Origin of the sequence: Burkholderia sp. ABCPW 11, from assembly GCF_001523445.1 — a bacterium.
Lineage (GTDB): Bacteria > Pseudomonadota > Gammaproteobacteria > Burkholderiales > Burkholderiaceae > Burkholderia.
Map to the genome: position 1 here is coordinate 42,632 of NZ_LOVM01000031.1, position 17,194 is coordinate 59,825.

General features: G+C 66.2%; 13 protein-coding genes. 1 reads left to right on the forward strand and 12 read right to left on the reverse strand.

All coding sequences use genetic code 11. The annotated features are described in order from the left end of the window. Nucleotides 1-98 precede the first annotated feature (98 nt). From WS61_RS12110 to WS61_RS12160, 12 genes are all read right to left on the reverse strand, one after another. Nucleotides 99-1,313: a glycosyltransferase family 4 protein gene (locus tag WS61_RS12110; protein ID WP_082742287.1), complete on the reverse strand. Its 1,215-nt coding sequence runs from the start codon at nt 1,311-1,313 to the stop codon at nt 99-101. 158 nt (nt 1,314-1,471) lie between these two features. After that, nucleotides 1,472-2,665: an acyltransferase gene (locus WS61_RS12115; protein ID WP_059500692.1), complete on the reverse strand. Its 1,194-nt coding sequence runs from the start codon at nt 2,663-2,665 to the stop codon at nt 1,472-1,474. 105 nt (nt 2,666-2,770) lie between these two features. Further along, on the reverse strand, nt 2,771-4,579 hold the full coding sequence (locus WS61_RS12120; protein WP_059500693.1) for an alpha/beta fold hydrolase: 1,809 nt from the start codon (nt 4,577-4,579) through the stop codon (nt 2,771-2,773). A gap of 199 nt (nt 4,580-4,778) precedes the next feature. After that, nucleotides 4,779-5,987 carry a glycosyltransferase gene (locus WS61_RS12125; RefSeq protein ID WP_157692729.1) on the reverse strand — a complete coding sequence of 403 codons (1,209 nt, stop codon included), beginning with the start codon at nt 5,985-5,987 and terminating at the stop codon, nt 4,779-4,781. A gap of 88 nt (nt 5,988-6,075) precedes the next feature. Then, on the reverse strand, nt 6,076-7,314 hold the full coding sequence (locus WS61_RS12130) for a hypothetical protein (RefSeq protein WP_082741767.1): 1,239 nt from the start codon (nt 7,312-7,314) through the stop codon (nt 6,076-6,078). Continuing rightward, nucleotides 7,311-8,744 (reverse strand): DUF6418 domain-containing protein, encoded by a 1,434-nt coding sequence (locus WS61_RS12135; protein WP_059500871.1) that lies wholly within the window; start codon nt 8,742-8,744, stop codon nt 7,311-7,313. The genes WS61_RS12130 and WS61_RS12135 overlap by 4 nt, the downstream gene beginning before the upstream one ends. An 11-nt stretch (nt 8,745-8,755) precedes the next feature. Continuing rightward, a complete protein-coding gene (locus WS61_RS33225) occupies nt 8,756-9,937 on the reverse strand; it encodes a glycosyltransferase (RefSeq protein ID WP_179949677.1) in 1,182 nt (393 codons plus the stop codon). 44 nt (nt 9,938-9,981) lie between these two features. After that, complete coding sequence (locus WS61_RS12140) at nt 9,982-12,204, reverse strand: GNVR domain-containing protein (RefSeq protein ID WP_095211703.1); 2,223 nt, start codon at nt 12,202-12,204, stop codon at nt 9,982-9,984. Between the two features lie 227 nt (nt 12,205-12,431). Then, nucleotides 12,432-13,004 carry a D-glycero-beta-D-manno-heptose 1,7-bisphosphate 7-phosphatase gene (gmhB, locus tag WS61_RS12145; RefSeq protein ID WP_059500696.1) on the reverse strand — a complete coding sequence of 191 codons (573 nt, stop codon included), beginning with the start codon at nt 13,002-13,004 and terminating at the stop codon, nt 12,432-12,434. Continuing rightward, the gene (locus tag WS61_RS12150; RefSeq protein ID WP_257127249.1) at nt 12,994-13,725 is read right to left on the reverse strand and encodes a nucleotidyltransferase family protein; all 732 of its coding nucleotides are present in this window, start codon (nt 13,723-13,725) and stop codon (nt 12,994-12,996) included. The genes gmhB and WS61_RS12150 overlap by 11 nt, the downstream gene beginning before the upstream one ends. Next, the gene (locus tag WS61_RS12155; protein WP_059500698.1) at nt 13,722-14,303 is read right to left on the reverse strand and encodes a D-sedoheptulose 7-phosphate isomerase; all 582 of its coding nucleotides are present in this window, start codon (nt 14,301-14,303) and stop codon (nt 13,722-13,724) included. Before WS61_RS12155 ends, WS61_RS12150 begins: the two co-directional genes overlap by 4 nt. Next, nucleotides 14,300-15,346 carry a dehydrogenase gene (locus WS61_RS12160; protein WP_034206207.1) on the reverse strand — a complete coding sequence of 349 codons (1,047 nt, stop codon included), beginning with the start codon at nt 15,344-15,346 and terminating at the stop codon, nt 14,300-14,302. The genes WS61_RS12155 and WS61_RS12160 overlap by 4 nt, the downstream gene beginning before the upstream one ends. Before the next feature lie 450 nt (nt 15,347-15,796). Between WS61_RS12160 and WS61_RS12165 the strand changes: the two genes are divergently transcribed. Further along, complete coding sequence (locus WS61_RS12165; RefSeq protein ID WP_059500699.1) at nt 15,797-16,972, forward strand: polysaccharide biosynthesis/export family protein; 1,176 nt, start codon at nt 15,797-15,799, stop codon at nt 16,970-16,972. The last annotated feature ends 222 nt before the right edge of the window (nt 16,973-17,194 follow it).

Consider the following 17,194-nt stretch of genomic DNA (forward strand, 5'->3'; position numbering starts at 1 on the left):
CGCTCCTCTTGATCAAGTATCGCGGCCGCGGGACGAACGCGCGGCCGCGATGTATCCTGGCCGAACCCGGCCCGGGTCGACGCATCCGCTGCGCGCCGCTAACCGCCCTGCTGCCCGCCGAGCCCCATCCACGATGCAAGCTGCGCCGCGTAGCGCGACGGCGTGTACGCCGAACAATCGTAGTGCCGATCGGCGATGCGCAAATGACGACCCAATTCGTCGAACGCATTCGTCAGGCCGTCCGGCGAATTCCGGTACAGGATCTTGTTGCCGATCTCGCTACCGAACGTCGACAGGCTGCCGATCTCGTGCGCGAGCACCGGCAGCCCCAGCGTGGCGGCCTCGACCAGCACGAGCGGCGCGTTTTCGGCCCAGACCGACGGCAGCACCAGCGCATCGTGCGCGCGCAGTGCGTGAAACAGCTCGCCGTGGCCGAGTCGCCCGGCGAAACGCAACCGGCCGGCCTGAACCAGATCCTGGTGGCGCGTTTCGAGCTGCGTGCGCAGTGTGCCGTCGCCGTACAGCGTCAGACTGCCGATACGGCGGAACGCGGTCCGGCGCGCCAGTTCGATGAACTCGTGAATGCCCTTCTCCGCATCGAGCCGCCCCACATAGGCGAGATCGAACTGCTCGCGATCGCATACGCGCGGCGGGAACGGCTCCGCCAGCGTGCTCACCGGATTCGGCAGCAGTGCGGTGCGCGTGATGCCGCGTTGCGCCAGCGCCATGCGCATGTACGGACTCGGGCACAGGAACAGGTCGAACACGTTCCGCGGATTGCAATACGCGTACACCGCGTGCCAGTGCAGTTTCTTCACCGTGTCGTGCAGCCGCCCGCGCGGGCTCGCCAGCGCGAACAGGCGCGCCGGATTCGACAGCGCATCGACCGGAACCGGCACCGGACGCCCGTTGCGATAGGCGAGCAGGTTCGGGTTGTAGAACACCAGATGGTAGTCGTGACACGTGAGATACGTGCGAAATCCCTGCTCGCGCCGCCGCCGTGCGAGTACCGGCAGGATCGATTGCGTCAGCAGATTGTGATAGTTGTGCACGAGCACGCGATGCGGACGCACGTCGTCGAGCAACGTCGCCAGTGCGCCCGCCGCGGCGCGGTTCCAGCCGCGCGCGAACGCGCCTTCGCCCGCCGCGAAATTCGTCTCGTCGAACGAGTACACGTCCACGTCCGGGATCTTGCGCAGCACCTCGATGGAGGTCTGGTAGACCTCCTCCGCGCCGCCCTTGCGCGCGTAGTCGTTGACGACGACGACGCGCGTCGCCTCCGCGCGGGAGCCGATCGACGACCACCCGTTCAATTCGGCATCCCGAACGTGCATCGAACCACCCGGTATCGCGACATGCCGCCGCCATCGCCATGCACCACCGTACTCGTCAGCATCGTCTGCGCTCCGTATCGTCCATTCCATTCGTATCGGCAACGCGAGATCGCCGTTCCAAACCGTTCCAAGCCATTTCATCCGTCCGCGCGCCAGCCGCTTCGCACCGGGCCCGGCGTCGCATCGACCGACCGATTGCCGACCGGCAGATCGCCGCCGCGCCGCCGCGATGCGGTCAAGCGATGCGCGAGCCGCACACAGGGCGCTTCGCAATACCGGTAGCTCAGATACGACAACGCAATCAACGGCACGACCGGAACGATCATGTAGACGCCCAGCGGCCATCCGGTCCATCTGTAGTGTTCGCACAGCCAGTAGAACCCGAACAGCGGGATCGCGTGAAACAGGTAAATCGAGTAGCTGACCTCGCCGAGCTTCGCCATCGCGCGCGCGCGGACTTTCAATACCGTCGCCATCGCCACGAAGATCGCGACGCCGACCACATAAGCCAGCGACGACGGTAGATGATCGACGTTGTGATGGCGCCAGTCGTTGGCCGCGCCGACGAGCGCCACGCCGACGATCATCGCGGTCAGCAGCCCCGCCACGCATCGGTACGTCAGCGCGATGCCGGCGTGTTCGCCCCGCCCCCCTCTCACCCGCAGCGTGTCGCGCGGCCGGTCGTAGGCCTGACGAAAACATGCGCCCCAGAACATGATCGCGAGGTGATACGGCATGGCCTTGTACTGGCCCAGCGTGTCGTCGGGAAAGACGTGCAGCGCGACGGTCGTCACGAACACCGCGCACAGCCCGATGCAGGCGAGCGACAGGTCGCGCATCCGATGCAGCCCGCCCCACCAGAACAGCACGAGGCAAAGCCCGTAGAAATACAGCTCCGTTTCGAGCGTCCAGTAATGCCCCATGACGGGCTCCTGACCGAACGCGGTCGGGATCATCGTCGCATTGGCGATCAGCAGCGTCGCGCTCACCGGTTTGCCGAACAGCGTCCAGAAGACGGCGCAGCCGATCGGAATGGACAACCAGAATGCCGGATACAGCCGCAGGAAACGGCGGATCAGGAAGCGCCGTGTGCCTGGTCCGACCGGCCCGTGCAAACTGACCGGAATCAGCAGGCCGCTGATGCCGAAAAAGACCACCACGCCGATCCGCCCGAAATTGACGGAGCGCTGCAGCGTGTCGAGCCACTGCTGAGCGCCCGCCAGCGCGACGAACCGCTCGGCATAGTGCGTCCAGATGACGAGCAGGACCGCGACGGCGCGCATCGCATCGATATGGTCCAGACGTCCGGAAGGTTCGGAATGCATCGTCATGGTCGCGTAGAGGTTGCCGGCGTCGGCGGAGGACAGACGCGTTACCGTATCACCGCACCGGTGCGGCGACTGTGCGACATGTGACACAGCCCCGCGTCGGTCCGGTCATGCCGGCGACTCCGCGTTGATGATCGTCGCCGCGGTCGCGCGACGCGATTCGAGCCCCTTGACGAATTCGCTGCACAGCCCGACCACCGCGTCGGCGGCATGCGAACCGAACACACTGTGATCGAGATCGTCGAGTACGACGGCGCGCGCACCGGCAAATCGCGACAGCCGCTTTCCGCGCGGGCCGAAATACATCGTCACCAGATCGAGGCTGCTGTCGTATGCGCCGCAGACGAACAACGTGCTCACCTCCTTGCGCTGGAGCGCACGCAGGATCTCGTGCGGATCGACCGGGGTCGTGTCCGCGCACGACCAGCCGGCGATCCGGCGTCGCCATGCGCCGATTCGCACGGCCAGCGTCGTCGTCGAGCGCTTCAGCACGAGCCGGACGAACGGCATGATCTTTCGATCGCCGCTCAGCACCTGCTTCCACTTCTTCAGCTCGAAGAACGACGACCGGTAGCCGGCCATCGAATTGGGACGATGCTCGCGCAGCGCGTCGGTCGAGATGCCGTCGGGCATGTGGAAACGCTGCAGGTTCACCGATATGACGCCCGACAGTGCGCGTCCCGCGAGCGCCGCACGCAACGCGCTGTATGCGCCCGAGCAGATGCCGAACGACACGACCTGCCGATACCCTTGCTCCTTCAACCATTGGGCTGCCGTCGCGACGTCGTCGACGACGGCGCTCGAATAGACTGGCTGGGGCGCATCGAGCGGCGCGCCGTCTTGCGCCGGCGAACTGTCGCCGATCCCGCGTCCGTCGAACCGCAGCGACGCGATGCCGCGGCGCGCGAGCTCGCGGGCGATCCGCACCGACAGCCGGCTGTCGCCGACGTGCGGACTGGCCGACGTGTTCGTGATCAGCACCACCGGCCCCCGGTCGTGCATCTCGTGCGGCGTGCACAGAATGCCGAACAGGCGGCCGGCCGCCCCGAATCGAACCGGCTGCTCGCAGGCTTCCGGCGTGCGCAGCATCAGGTCGGGCTCCCAGTCCGTTTTCTGCGCGGTGCGCGCCGCCGGTCGCTGCGGGCCATCGGTGGCCGCGATCCAGTCGACGACGGCATCGAACACGCGCGTCGGCAAGCGCGAGAACGTCGTTTCCTGCATGAACGCCGCATAACCTTCGAACGGCCTTTGCTCGACTTTGCCGCCCAGCGCTTCGAGCCGTTTGCGCAGCGGTTCGGTGCCGCCGCCGCTCATGTCGACGATCAGCGTTTCCGATGCCGGCGCACCCGTGCGGTCCTTCAACGCGTCGATCGCGTCGAATGCATTGAGCCGCGTACGGAACGCCGCACTGTAGACCTGCCCGAGCACGTTGAGCGGCGCGTCTTGCGGCTGGGCCGCGCGCAGCGGCGCCGGCAACTGGTCGAGCCAGATATTGCGCATGATCGACAGCTCGCGCACGTAGCTGCGCCCGCTCGCCACCGGCGCCAGCAACACCAGCCGATCGACGTCGTCCCGGTCCGCCGCAAGCAGCGCGAATGCCGCGCCCAGCCGCAGGCCGCACAGCGTCACGCGGGTCACGCCGGTTTCCTCGCGCAATCGCGAGATGGCCGCACACACGTCGTCGACGGCCGTTTCGAACTGGTCGTTCGCGCCATCGGCCCCGGCGGAATCGCCGGTGCCGCGGTAATCGAAACGCAGCACCGGCATCCCGCGCGCGGACAGGCGATCCGCCAGATTCCGCATGCCGCCGTGACTCCAGACGGATTCGTGTCCGTACGCGTTGCACAGGACGACACCCCGCGTCCCGCTGCCCGGATGCAGCCATCCGAACCGCCCGTCAAATATGATCGGTCTCATTTTCTATTAGGTATCGGTGAAGAATGGGTACGGCGCCCTGCGGCCCGACCGCTGAACCGGTCGGCCGCAGGACGGCAAATCTCCCGCGGAAGCCTTCCCCTTTCCGGTATCCATGCCGCACATGCAAGGTCCGGAAGCCGGCCGCCCGCGAGCCGTTCGGATCACGCCATCGGGGCCCTCCTCTTCGTTGCGGCGCCCGTCACGACGGGCTGCCTGCCGGCGGCGCGATCAGCTCGCGCCACCGACGATCGAATACGGGCATGCTGAAATGCTGCTCGCAGTACGCGGCGAAGCGCGTGGCCGCCGCCACGACGCGATCCAGATCCGCGGCCGGATCGGCGACGAACCGCTCCAGTCTCGAGTCGCTCATCGCGAGCGCATCGTCGTGGAATCCGAGCCCTTCGAACGCGGCTTCGTTGCCGACCGGCACGCAACCGTACGAAACCGCCTCCAGCACTTTCGACTTGATGCCGCCACGCAGAAAAGCAGGACACAACGCGATCGAGCACTCGGTGTAGACATCCGCCTGTGTCGGCGCGAACCCGGCGAACTCGACATTCGGAACGGGCGCGTACCGGCCGGCCATGCGCCCGTAGATCACCAGCGGCGTGGCCGGCCGGATACGCGCCCACAACGCCACCAGGAATTCGATCGCGAGCCGGTTCTGCAACTGCCGGTCCGAACCGATGAAGACGAACCGGAACGGCGCCGCCGGACGCCGCATCGGCACCAGCGCATGCATCGGCGGCGCGATCACGTGCGTCTTCACGGCTTCGTCGTTCGTGAGGGACCGCCGCAGCGACTGCGCGTCCTCGGTCGAAACGAGCGTGACGGCATGCGACGAGCCGATCGCCGCGCGCTCCTGCCGTTTCAGCGCGAATGCTTCATAGCCGAGGAATGCGTTGCGAACCAGCCTCGCGTTGGCGAGCCTGACGAACGGCCCCGGAATCGACTTCTCCAGATACCCGGCCGACAACGGCAAATCCTGCTCGCGCAGGATGTTCGCACGGCGCGACATGAGATCGTCGAAATCCACGACGATCCGGCAGCCGGGCACGCTGCGCCGCACCAGGATCGCGTAATCGACGAGCCGGATGCCGTCGAAATAGATCACGTCCGGCCTGATCGCCTCGACGGCGCGCAGCAGCGCCGTGCGCTTGCGCGGATGCGAAAACATCGCCACCTGAAGCGCGCACGGCGCACCGCGCAACACGCTCCATCCGACCCGCACCGCCGCGCCGATCTTCGCGCGCCAGCCGCCGTCCTCGAACACCGAGCGGATCTTGAATTCGGTTACGTCCATGTGGTCGCCGATTGCCTTCCGGATGAAGCTCAACGTGCGCTCCCGTCCGTTCGATACGTCCTGCGGAATGTCCCGCGTCATCACCATCAGCACCCGGTTTTTCACGAGTGACCTCCCCTACGATCCGAAACCTTCCCGATTCCATGTCCCGCCAGTCCACGCCGGCGCGGCAAACGACCGCCTGCACGCCGGCTCATGGCCGCTCCCGGGTAAACGCGAGATTCCCGAGCACCACGCACCAGAACACCACGAGCGATACCGCAATGCCGGTCGACGGCGCATACATCACCAGCGTGCGCGGCATGACGAACGGCGCGGCGACGATCGCCGCGACGATCAGCACCTGCTTGATCATGATGAGCCGGTAGCGCCGCACGGCCAGGAGCCACGTGCTCAGCCCCGCATCGACGAACGTGGCGATCGCGCAGCCGGTCGCGTAGATCATGATCGGCACGCCCTGCACGAACGCGGGCCCATAGATCATCAGGAACACCTTGCGGCCGACGAAGTAGCTGCCGACCCACGCGGCACAGCCGACGAGGCCGAGATAGAGACCGAGCTTCAATGCCTTGGCGCGCACGAGCGGCTCGGTCCGCGCCGAAAAAACCATGCTCGGCGCCAGGGCCAGCGCCAGCGTCGTGCCGACCGAATTCCATTGCTCGACCAGCGACGCGGCGGACGCATAGATGCCGAGATCGGCCTTGGACACCAGCACGCCGAGCAGCAGCCGATCCATGCGCAGCACCAGCACGCTGGCCGCAATGGCCGGCCAGATCCGCAGCCCGCGCACGACCAGCGCTTTCGTGACGGCCGCGCTGCCGCGAAACGATTTCGGCGTCTTCAACGCCAGCTCGCGATAACGGCTGAACGGCGCCGCGGCCGCCACGCAAGCCTCGAGCGGCCATGCGAACGCGGCGACGATCACGCCGAGCGACGCGTGTGCCGCGATGTACAGCCATAGCACCCGCACGCAGCTGGCGTACGCCCGCGCCCGCGTGATCACCCACGGCTTCGATTCGGCGTAGGCCATCAGCGAACCGAGCGCGATCGGCTCCACGATCAACGCAAAGGCCGCGATCAACGTGAGCTCGGATACGCTCGACGGCCGCATGACGATCACCACGACCCCCATGAACAGCAGCATGACGGCCAGCGTCAGCGTGAGCCGCAGGCGGAACGCGCGGTAGACGACCATGTGCCGCAGGCGCGGGTGCTTGCCGAGGATCGGCTGGATCACCTGTGCGCCGAAAATCAGCGCGACGCTGCCGATCACGTAGGCCAGCGACAACGCGAACTGCAGCTCGCCGAACAGCCGCGCGCCGTAGATGTTCGCAAACAGGTGATTGCTCGCGATCGCCGCTAACGCACCGATGATCTTTTCGCACACCACGCCCGCGAACGACGAAAACAGAAGCCTGACGAACGCGTTCAAGATGTCCCCGTCCGCATCGCATCGGCGTGCACGCGCCGCGCGTCGACGCAATGCCACCAGATCAGCGCGATCGCCAGATAGAACAGCGTGCGTGCGCCGAACAAGGTCCAGTAATCGCCCTGTTGCATCGCATAGGTCGCGTAGGCGAAGATCTTCGTGGCCAACCACAGCATCACGACCCCGCCGCGCATCGCGACCAGGATCAGCATCGCGCTCGCCACGCCGTAGATCGCGCCCGTCAGCGCAATGAACAGCGCGCCGCCCGCATAGCCGAACCAGTAGACCGGCACCGCCATGTTGCCCATCGTGAACGTCACGTCGTCGAACACGTAGGCCTTGAGGATCTCGGGCGTGCCGTACGACAGCATCAGGTCGCGCAGCCCGCTCACCGGCGCATCGCTGAAGAACGTCGGCTCGGTGAACGAACCCAATGAATCGACGAAGCGCCCGAACGCCGCCATGCCCCCGAACGTCGGCGCGCCGAACAGGTGTGCGTCGCCGTCCACCACGTACCACGCCTGCCCCTGTTCGAGAAACCGCGACACCACCGTCTCCGCGACGTCGAGCCCCTGCCCCCGGTACGCGTAGAACACCGACACGCTGCCGATCACGAGTGCGATGAGCGAGCCGATTCCCAGGTAGCGCATCACCGGCTTGCCGTTCATCGCATGGATCGCGATGAACGGGATCAGGACGGTCAGGCATACGTGCAGCACGGCCATGAACTGTTCGCCGTGCAACGCTTCCAGCACCAGATCGACGACGAGCAGGCACACGGACGTCCAGCGTACGACCCGCGCCGAACTCGTGCAGAAGGTGCCGAGCAGCACCGCGACGAAGGTCTGGTTGTTCAGGAACAGGTTGAACAGCGTGCTGTTCGACGCGTCGTTGCGCAGCGCGTAGCGATTCACGCCGCTCAGCACCGCGAAGCCGCCCGTCAGGCCGGCCAGCACGCCCGTCGCGAGGATCGCGCCGACCAGCCCCAGCCCGAGCGCCACGCTTATCGGCTGAAGCGTCATCCGCGCGCGGATCGGCGGATGGCCGGAGCGTGCGTTCAGGATCCGGTCGAACGCGAACAATGCGCATGCGATGAAAACGACATAGAACGACAGCAGCCGGCTGAACGCGCCGTTCGCGACGCCGAAGATGTCCGTTTCCCGCAGGAATCCGCCGGACTCGATCCCTACGCCGGCAACGAACGCGGTCAGTCCGATCACCAGCGTGTACAGGATCGACACGGCGAACACCGGCCGCGCGACGATCAGCGCGATCACGCCCGCGACCGCGACCAGCAACGTGCAGGTTGCGCTCGGTTCCATCGCGCCGAGCGCCGGCAGCATCGCATTGACGCTCAACGCGAGCACGAACAGCGTCGATACGGCCACGCCCGTGAGCGCCGCGGTTCGGCCGCTGGCCTGAATCGTTCGCATCGCCGCCTCTTTCACGCTTGTGCCCGGCCGGCGCGCGGCCGGCCATGCACGGCGCGCTCCAGCGCATCGTGCAGTTGCGCGCTGACCGCGCCGGACGAAAAACGCCGCGCGTTCGCCCGCCCGGCGCTCACCAGCCCGGCGCGCAGCGACGGGTCGCCGGCGACGCGTTCGATCTGCCGGCCCCATTCGGCGGCATCCATCGCATCGGCGACGGCCACGAACGACTCGCCCATCGTGTAGCGGTACACCGGCAAATCGGACGCGACGACCGGCACGCCGACGAATTGCGCCTCGATCACCGTGCGACCGAAGCCTTCGTGCAACGTCGGCGATACGTACAGATCCGCCGCCTGGAAAAAGTAGCCGAGATCCTCGTCGCCGACGTTCTCGACGAAATGGGCGGCGATGCCAGCCTGCGCGGCAATGCTGCGGCATTCGTCGCGGTTGGCCTGGTTGTGTGCGCTGCCTACCCGCAGCACCATCACGTCCTTGCGCCCGAGCGACGCGAGCGCGCGAAACAGCGTCGCATTGTTCTTGCGCGTCTCGTCCGAGCCGACATTCAGCACCACCAGCGCGTCGCCGATGTCGATGCCGAAGCGCGCGAGCAGCATCGCGCGCGCCCGTTCGCGCACCGCGGCGTCGATCGGCGCATAGCGATCGTCGAACGCATTGGGAACGACCTGTATCCGGTCGGCGCGGATGCGCAGCTCCGCCAGCGCTTCCTGCGCGGTCACGTCCGACGGCGCGAGCACCACGTCCGCGGTCGCGATCAGCGACTGCGTCAATCGCATGTACGCATTCTTCAACTGCTCGACGACGCCGCGCACCTGGCCCGGACGCTGCACATGATGCAGCACGATGCCGACGCGGCCGCCCGCCCACCGGATCAGCGGAATCATGAAGGCCAGGTCTTCCTGGTACAGCATCACGAAGTGTCCGGCGCGCGCCGCCGCGATCGCACGCAGCGGATACAGCACGAACTGCGTCCAGTACCGCAGGAATGAACGCGGCTCGGCCGGAATGTCGACCGGCTCCACGTCGAATCCCGCCAATGCCGGGATGAAATCGATACATTTGAGGCTGTATCGCATGACGCCGTTCCAGCTCACCGGCCGCGGGCCGAGAAACCACACGACCCGCACCGCGGGCGACTCGCGCCGCAGCCCGTCGTTGCCCGCCATCGAATCGCTCATGCGTTGCACCTCCTCGCCCGATTGCATCGACACCTCCCGAGCGGTCAGGCGCGCGCCGCGGCGAAGCCGGCGCCGATCCGGCGTACACCGTGCAACGGCGACGGCTCGAACCCGTTGAACACCAGCCCGTCGATGCGCACACCGATCTTGCGCAGGCTGTCGAGCGCGTCCGCCATGCCGGCCGAGTTCGCCGAACCCTGGCGCGCCACCAACAGCGTCATGTCGGCCACGCGCGACAAGGCCGCGATGTCGGCCACCGGCAGCACGGACGGCGCATCGACGATGACCATGTCGTAGCCGCTGCGCAACCACACGACCAGCTTGTCGAGACGCGCGACGTCGAACAGGTTGCGCGTCGACGCGCGCTGAGTGCCGGCGGACAGCGCATCGAGCTTCCCTGCCACGCGCGTGATCGCCTCGTCGGCCGGCAGCGCGCCCTTCAATACGTCGGACAAGCCCGGCGTCGCGGCGACCGGCAGATAGCGATGCAGCGCCGGCGCGCGCACGTTGGCATCGACGATCACCGTCTTGAGCCCCCTCTCGGCGAACAGGTACGCGAGGTTGGCGGCAATCATCGATTTGCCCTGCGCAGGCGCCGCGGACGACACCAGCACGACCTTCGCGTCGCCGCCATAGGCCGCCAGCCGGTGTCGCAACGTGAGCGCCAGGCTGTCCATCGCATCGGCCAGCGGTTCGTCGGCCGACTCCTGCGTCGCGATGAAGGCCGGCGTGCGATTCGCATCCGCATCGGCCTGACGGCGCGATTTCGGCAGGACGCCGAGCATCGGGATGCCGAGCGCCGCTTCCAGCTCATTCGGATCGCGAATGCGGCCGGCCAGCAGCGCACGGCCCTGCGCCGCGAGAAACCCGAGCATCAGCCCGATCACCGCACCGGCGAGGATCGCGATCAGGCGCTTGGGCCGGATCGGCTTGTCGCTCGCGACCGCCTTGTCGACGATCGATGCGTTGCCGACCGTGCCGGCCTCCGCGATCTGCAACTGCTGCGTATTGTTCAACAATCCGACATAGAGCTGGTTGTTGACCTCGACGTCGCGCGCAAGACGCAAGTACGTCTGCTGCTGCGACGGCAGGCGCGCGGCCTTGTCCTTCAACATCGCAGCCTGCTTGTCGAGTTCCTTCAGCTTGTTGGCCGCCGCAACGACCTGCGGCTGCCCCGGCACGTATTTCGACAGCAGATCCTGATACTCGAGCCGGGTTTCGAGCCGCGACTTGTCGACGAGCGCCAGTTGCTCGACCAGCAGCCGGATATCGCCCTGCGCGTCGATCGACCCCTGCTGGTTGCGAAACGTGTTCAGCGCCTGCTCGGCCTGTTGCAGCCGCGCCTTGACGATCGGCATCTGCGCGTTGAGGATCGTGAGGCTGCGCTCCGCATCGTCGGCACGGCGTCTCGCGTTGAAGTTCAGGTAGGCCGCGGCGATCGCATTGAGCATGCGCGCGGCAAAGACGGGGTCGGGATCCTCGAAACTCAGTTGCATGATGCCCGACTGGCGCTTCGTCTCGATCACGCCGAGTTTCTTCAGGATCGCGTCGAGACGCACGTCGGTGGCGATGCGCCGCACCCTGAATTGCGCACCGGGGCGCGCGACGATCCGTGCGACGTCCACGCGATAGCCGTCGTTCGCACTCGGCACGCCGACCACACCGCTCAGCACCACCTGGCCGCCGCGGTCCGTCAGCTGGAAGCGGTTGCCGTCGAGATAGTCGAACGTCAGCGGCTTGCCGATCTGTGCGGCCGGCACCTCGAACGTCCTGAACTCCAGACGCTCGCCGCCCCAGGCCCACGACGACATCCCGAGCGGTGCGTCGACGAGGCCGTTCGCATCCTTCGGCAGGAACGAACCGATCAGCCCGCCGACGATCGGAAACCGGTTCTCGACCGACACCTCGGCCTGCGCGGCCGTCGCGTTCATCGCTTCGAGAACGACCGAGCGCGAACGGACGATGTCGATTTCGCCGACCACCGCCGAATTCTGGATATCGAGCGCCTTGGAGATCGACGACAGCGACCCCAGTGCGCTGGGCTTGTTCTCCTCGATCTGGATCAACATGTCGGCCGAATACACGGGCGTCGCCGCGATCGCATAGACGATCGCGAGCAGCAGGCAGGCCGCGAACACGGCCGCAAACAGGCGCCCGTTGTCGAGCACGTTCTCCAGCAAATCGATCGGCGACAACCGCGTCGCATGTCCGGCAGCCTGTTTCGGTTCGTTCTGATGCCCGGTCAATGCAGGTCGGTCCATCTTCATGCTGAACTCCAGAATGGAAGATCCGGCTGGCTTCGCCGCCTTACGCGTGTTGTGATTCACGTTCATGTCTTTGAAAATCCGGCTGGAAACCCTTCGGTGCCGGCCGGAGCGCACTGCGTCGGGAGCCTGGATGCCTCGCGCTTGCCCGATCGGCGCAACGGCCGGCAAGCCGTCGTCGAGTCCTCGTTCGTTTCATCTCGGCATGCAGCCGTCGAGGCTGCGACCCGCTATACACCCGCCGCGACGATACCCGTGGGTTGCAGCGCCGCACCGATGTCGGACAGCCGCGCGACGACGTCGGCCGCCGGATCGGCTCGCACCGGGCCGGGCCGGTCGCCCACGAACAGGAAACGGCGCCCGACGCCGGCGCACGCACCGGCCTCGAGATCGGACGGCTTGTCGCCGACCAGAATCGACGCCGACAGGTCGAGGTCGAGCTCGCGCCGCGCGTCGTGCAGCATCCCGGGCTGCGGCTTCCGGCATGCACATGCCTGCCGGTAGCGGCCCATCCCGGCCACCGGGTGATGCGGGCAAAAATAGACACGGTCGATTCTTGCGCCACGCTCGTCGAACCTGCGGCGCATCCAGTCCATGAATGCGGCGAACTGCCACTCCGAAAAATATCCGCGGCCGATCCCGGCCTGGTTCGTCACGACGATCACCTGGTAACCGTTCGCATTGGCCAGCCGCACGAGATCGAAGATGCCGTCCACGAACACGCAGTCCTGCGGCCGGTGGACGTAGCCGTAGTCGATATTGATCACGCCGTCGCGATCCAGGAACAGGGCTTTACGCTTCACTGGTTCCAGTCTCCAGCATCGGCGGAATCGCGGTCTGCGCGCGCCGGTAGTCCGCCGGCACGCCGATGTCGATGAACGACGTGACCTCGGGAAATACGCGGATGTCGAGCGCGTCGGCGCGTTCGGCCAGGAAATCCTGCTCGAACGAGAATTTCGCCGGCAGCGCGAAACCGAGCAGCCTGCTCGCGTCGACGACATACGTGCCCGCATTGATGTAGCCCCGTGCCGGCCGCTTCTCGCGGAATGCCGACAGCCTGCGCGACGTCGCATCGAATTCGAGCGTGCCGTAGCGCGACGCATCGTCGACACACGTGGCCGCCACGACGAGATCGGGGCGCGTCGCACGATGGAACGCCGACAACGCGCGCAGATCCAGGTTCGACCACGTATCGCCGTTCATCACGATCATGTCGCGCGCGCCGTGAGCCTTCAGCGCATGAACGATCGCGCCGCCGGTACCGAGCGGCTCGTCTTCCTCGATCACGGAAATCGCGATGCCGAAGTCGCGCGACGCCACGAACGACTTGATCGGATCACTGCCGTAGCCGAGCGACAGCACGACCTCCGTCACGCCCTGCTGCTGGAGCCCGCGCAGCATCCAGCCCAGAAACGGCTCGCCGTCGATCGACGCGAGCGCCTTCGGCAGTGCGTCGCCCAACACGGGGCGCAGCCGCGTGCCGAGGCCGCCGGCCAGGATCAGGCAGGGCAGCATCGCGTTCATGCAAAGATCCGCTCTTCGACGATGCCGCAAATGATGTGGCCGCATACGAGATGCCCTTCCTGGATCTTCGGGGTCGACGCGGACGGAATCTCGATGCAGATGTCGGCGCGCGTGCGCATCTCGGCCGCGCCGGGTCCGTTGCCCGTGAAGCCGACGCAAACCATGCCGGCCGTCCTGGCCACTTCCAGCGCGCGGAGAATGTTCGGCGAACGCCCCGACGTCGAATACGCCCAGAAGACGTCGCCGGGGCGCCCGGTCGCCTGAATCTGACGCTCGAACAGCTTCTCGTAACCGTAGTCGTTGCCGATCGCGGTCATGACCGAGCTATCCACGGTCAGCGCGAACGCCGCAAGCCCCGGCCGGTCGAAGTTGAAACGGCTGACGAATTCGCCCGCGATATGCTGCGCGTCCGCGGCGCTGCCGCCGTTGCCCGCGAGCAGGATCTTGTTGCCTGTCCGTAGCGCTTCCGTCACGCGTTCGGCCACCTGTTCGATCCGCGCCACTTGCTCACGGTCGGAAACGAGCGCCGTCAGCACCGACAGCGTCTGGCGAATTTCGCTCTCCACGCCGATCGTCATTGATTCTTTCTCCACGACTGCGCACCGATGTCGGTGAACGTACAGTTGAGCACCTGGCCGTTGATCCCGTTGTACGCGTCCAGCGCGCGCATCACCGCCGATCGTTCGACCGGATCGACGAAGAACATCATGAAGCCGCCGCCACCCGCGCCGGACACCTTGCCGGCCTTCGCGCCGGCCCGGACCGCGACGCGGTACAGATCGTCGATCATCGAGTTCGAGATGTTCTTCGCCATCCGCTTCTTCGATTCCCACGCGTCGCGCATCGACGCGGCGAACGCTTCGAAATCGGCGCGCAGCACGGCTTCCTTCATGCGTACCGCTTCATCCTTGACCTCGTGCAACGCGGCCAGCGAATCGACGACGCCTTCCGTCACGTTGCTGCTCTGTTCCTTGATGATGTTGGCCGACTCGCGCGATACGCCGGTGTAATACAACACGAGCGACGCCTCCATCTCGGCCTTGATTTCCTGCTTGATCCGCAGCGGATTGACGATCACGCGATCGCCGTAGAACTCCATGAAGTTCAGTCCGCCGAACGTCGCCGCGTATTGATCCTGCTTGCCGCCGGCGAGCCCGAGATCCTCTCGTTCGATGTCGTGCGCGAGGTGTGCGATGTCGTATTCGCCGAGCGGCAGCGACAGCAGTTCGCAGAACGCCCTGACCAGCGCAACGACGATCGTCGACGACGAGCCGAGCCCGGAGCCGGGCGGCGCTTCGGAGCACGTCGTGATCGTGACGGCCAACGGATGACCGCCGTGGAAATCCCGCACGATCCGGTTGTAGACGCCCACATGCAGCCCGAGCCCCTTCTGCACGTCGAGCACCGGCGATACCGGGCCGATCCAGCGCGTATCCGTATCCGCCGCCACCAGTTCGACCTTCGCGTCGTCGCGCGGCGCGATCGACGCATACGCGAACTTCTCGATCGTGACATTGAGCGCCAGACCGCCGAACCGGTCCGAATAAGGCGGCACGTCGGTTCCGCCGCCGCCCAGACCCAACCGCAAAGGCGCCCTCGAACGGGCAATGAAGCGTGTCATGAAATCTCTCGCAGACAGTGAGTCGGACGCCGGCACGATGCCGTTCGCGCCTCCGCACATTCGGTCGGGAATGCACGACCATGTTCGTTGGCGCCACTATGCGATAGATGTCCGGCGCGCTGCGTGCGATGGCTTACATTAAGCCGCCACCGCTCGATCCAGGCGTTCAACCTGCGTTACGCTCTGTTCGCGAGCGGCACGGCGACGTGCGAACCTGCGTCGGAATCGCCGTCACGTCCCCGCCACGCATGACGACTTCCTGCCGTCATTGGCAATGTTTGACAATCGATGCCGGGAGCCGCCTCGCCGTGAACGACGCGCGGATCGCCGTGCGCCCGAATGCCGCTCGCGAGTGTCGTCACGATGTGCAGAACGAAGCGAAGGCGCGACAGGCACCCTCGATTCGATCCGGATAACGTAACAATCGATTCAACGATGCTGGACACAAAAATGAAAATCGCTCAACCGCTGGACTCCGTGGCGCCGGGCCACCCTCGCACCGTCATGCGCCGCATGTGCATGGCGTTCTCGTTCGCGACCATCGCGACGCTGTCCGCCTGCACGGTGCCGGGGCAGCACATGAATTCGACCGCGTTGCCGGTCACGACCGCCGACAACGGCGACGTCACCAGCGACATGCAGGTGCCGGTCAAGCAGATCGACCTGACGCAGATCGAGCAGATTCGCGCCGCACAGAAACGTGCGCCGGGCGCGACCATTGCGCCGAACCTGTTCGCGAAGGCGGACATGTACCGGATCGGCGCCGGCGACGTGCTGCAGATCACGGTGTGGGATCACCCCGAATTCGCGACGGCCGCCGGCCAGCCGGTGCAGAACACGAAGGCCGCGGACGCCGCGCCCGGCTTCGTCGTCGACGGCAACGGCAACGTGCAGTTTCCGTATATCCCGCGGCCGATCCACGCGGCCGGGAAAACCGTCGCGCAGCTCCAGCACGAGGTCAGGACCGAACTCGCCAAGGTGTTCGTGAAGCCGCAGGTCACGGTTCGCGTCGCGTCGTTCCGCGCCACGCAGGTCTACGTCGACGGCGAAGTGCGTAATCCCGGTGCACAGCCGATCAACGACATTCCGATGACGCTGATCGAAGCCGTCAGCCGCGCGGGCGGCTTTGCGCCGACCGCGGATCAGAGCCGCGTCACGCTCACCCGCAACGGCACGATCTATCCGCTGAACGTCGCGCAGATGATGAAGACGGGAAAAAACCCGGCGGACATCATGCTGAAGCCCGGCGACATGCTGCATGTGAGCGCGCGCGACGACAATCCCGTGTACGTGATGGGCGAAGTGGTCAGGCCGCAAGCCGTCGCGCCGCTGCGCGACGGTTCGCTCACGCTGAGCGAAGCGCTCACGCAGGCCGGTCAGCTCAACCAGCAAACGTCGAATGCCAAGCAGGTGTTCGTGCTGCGCAAGGCCGCCGACAGCGCACCCGTCATCTATCACCTCGACATGCAGTCGCCGGTGTCGATGCTGCTCGCGAACCAGTTCCCGCTCGCGTCGAAGGATGTCGTGTATGTCGACAACACCGGGCTCGTCCGCGCAAGCCGCGTGCTGAACCTGCTGCTGCCGGCGATCAGCGCGGGGTTGACCGGCGCACTCGTCACGAAGTAGCCAGGCCGGCCGCACGCGGGGAGCGGGTTCGCATGACACCTCCCCGCGTTCGATGCGCACGCAACGAATCGGCCGCCATCCCGACGCACTCCTCCGCAAAACCGCTTGCCTCCAAGTACTTCTTACTCGCCCCGCCTCCGCCGTCGGGAACGATGACCGCCTTTCCACCCCGCCGCGCGCCCCTACGAAATAAAGATCGCACGTATCGGTAGAAACACCGAT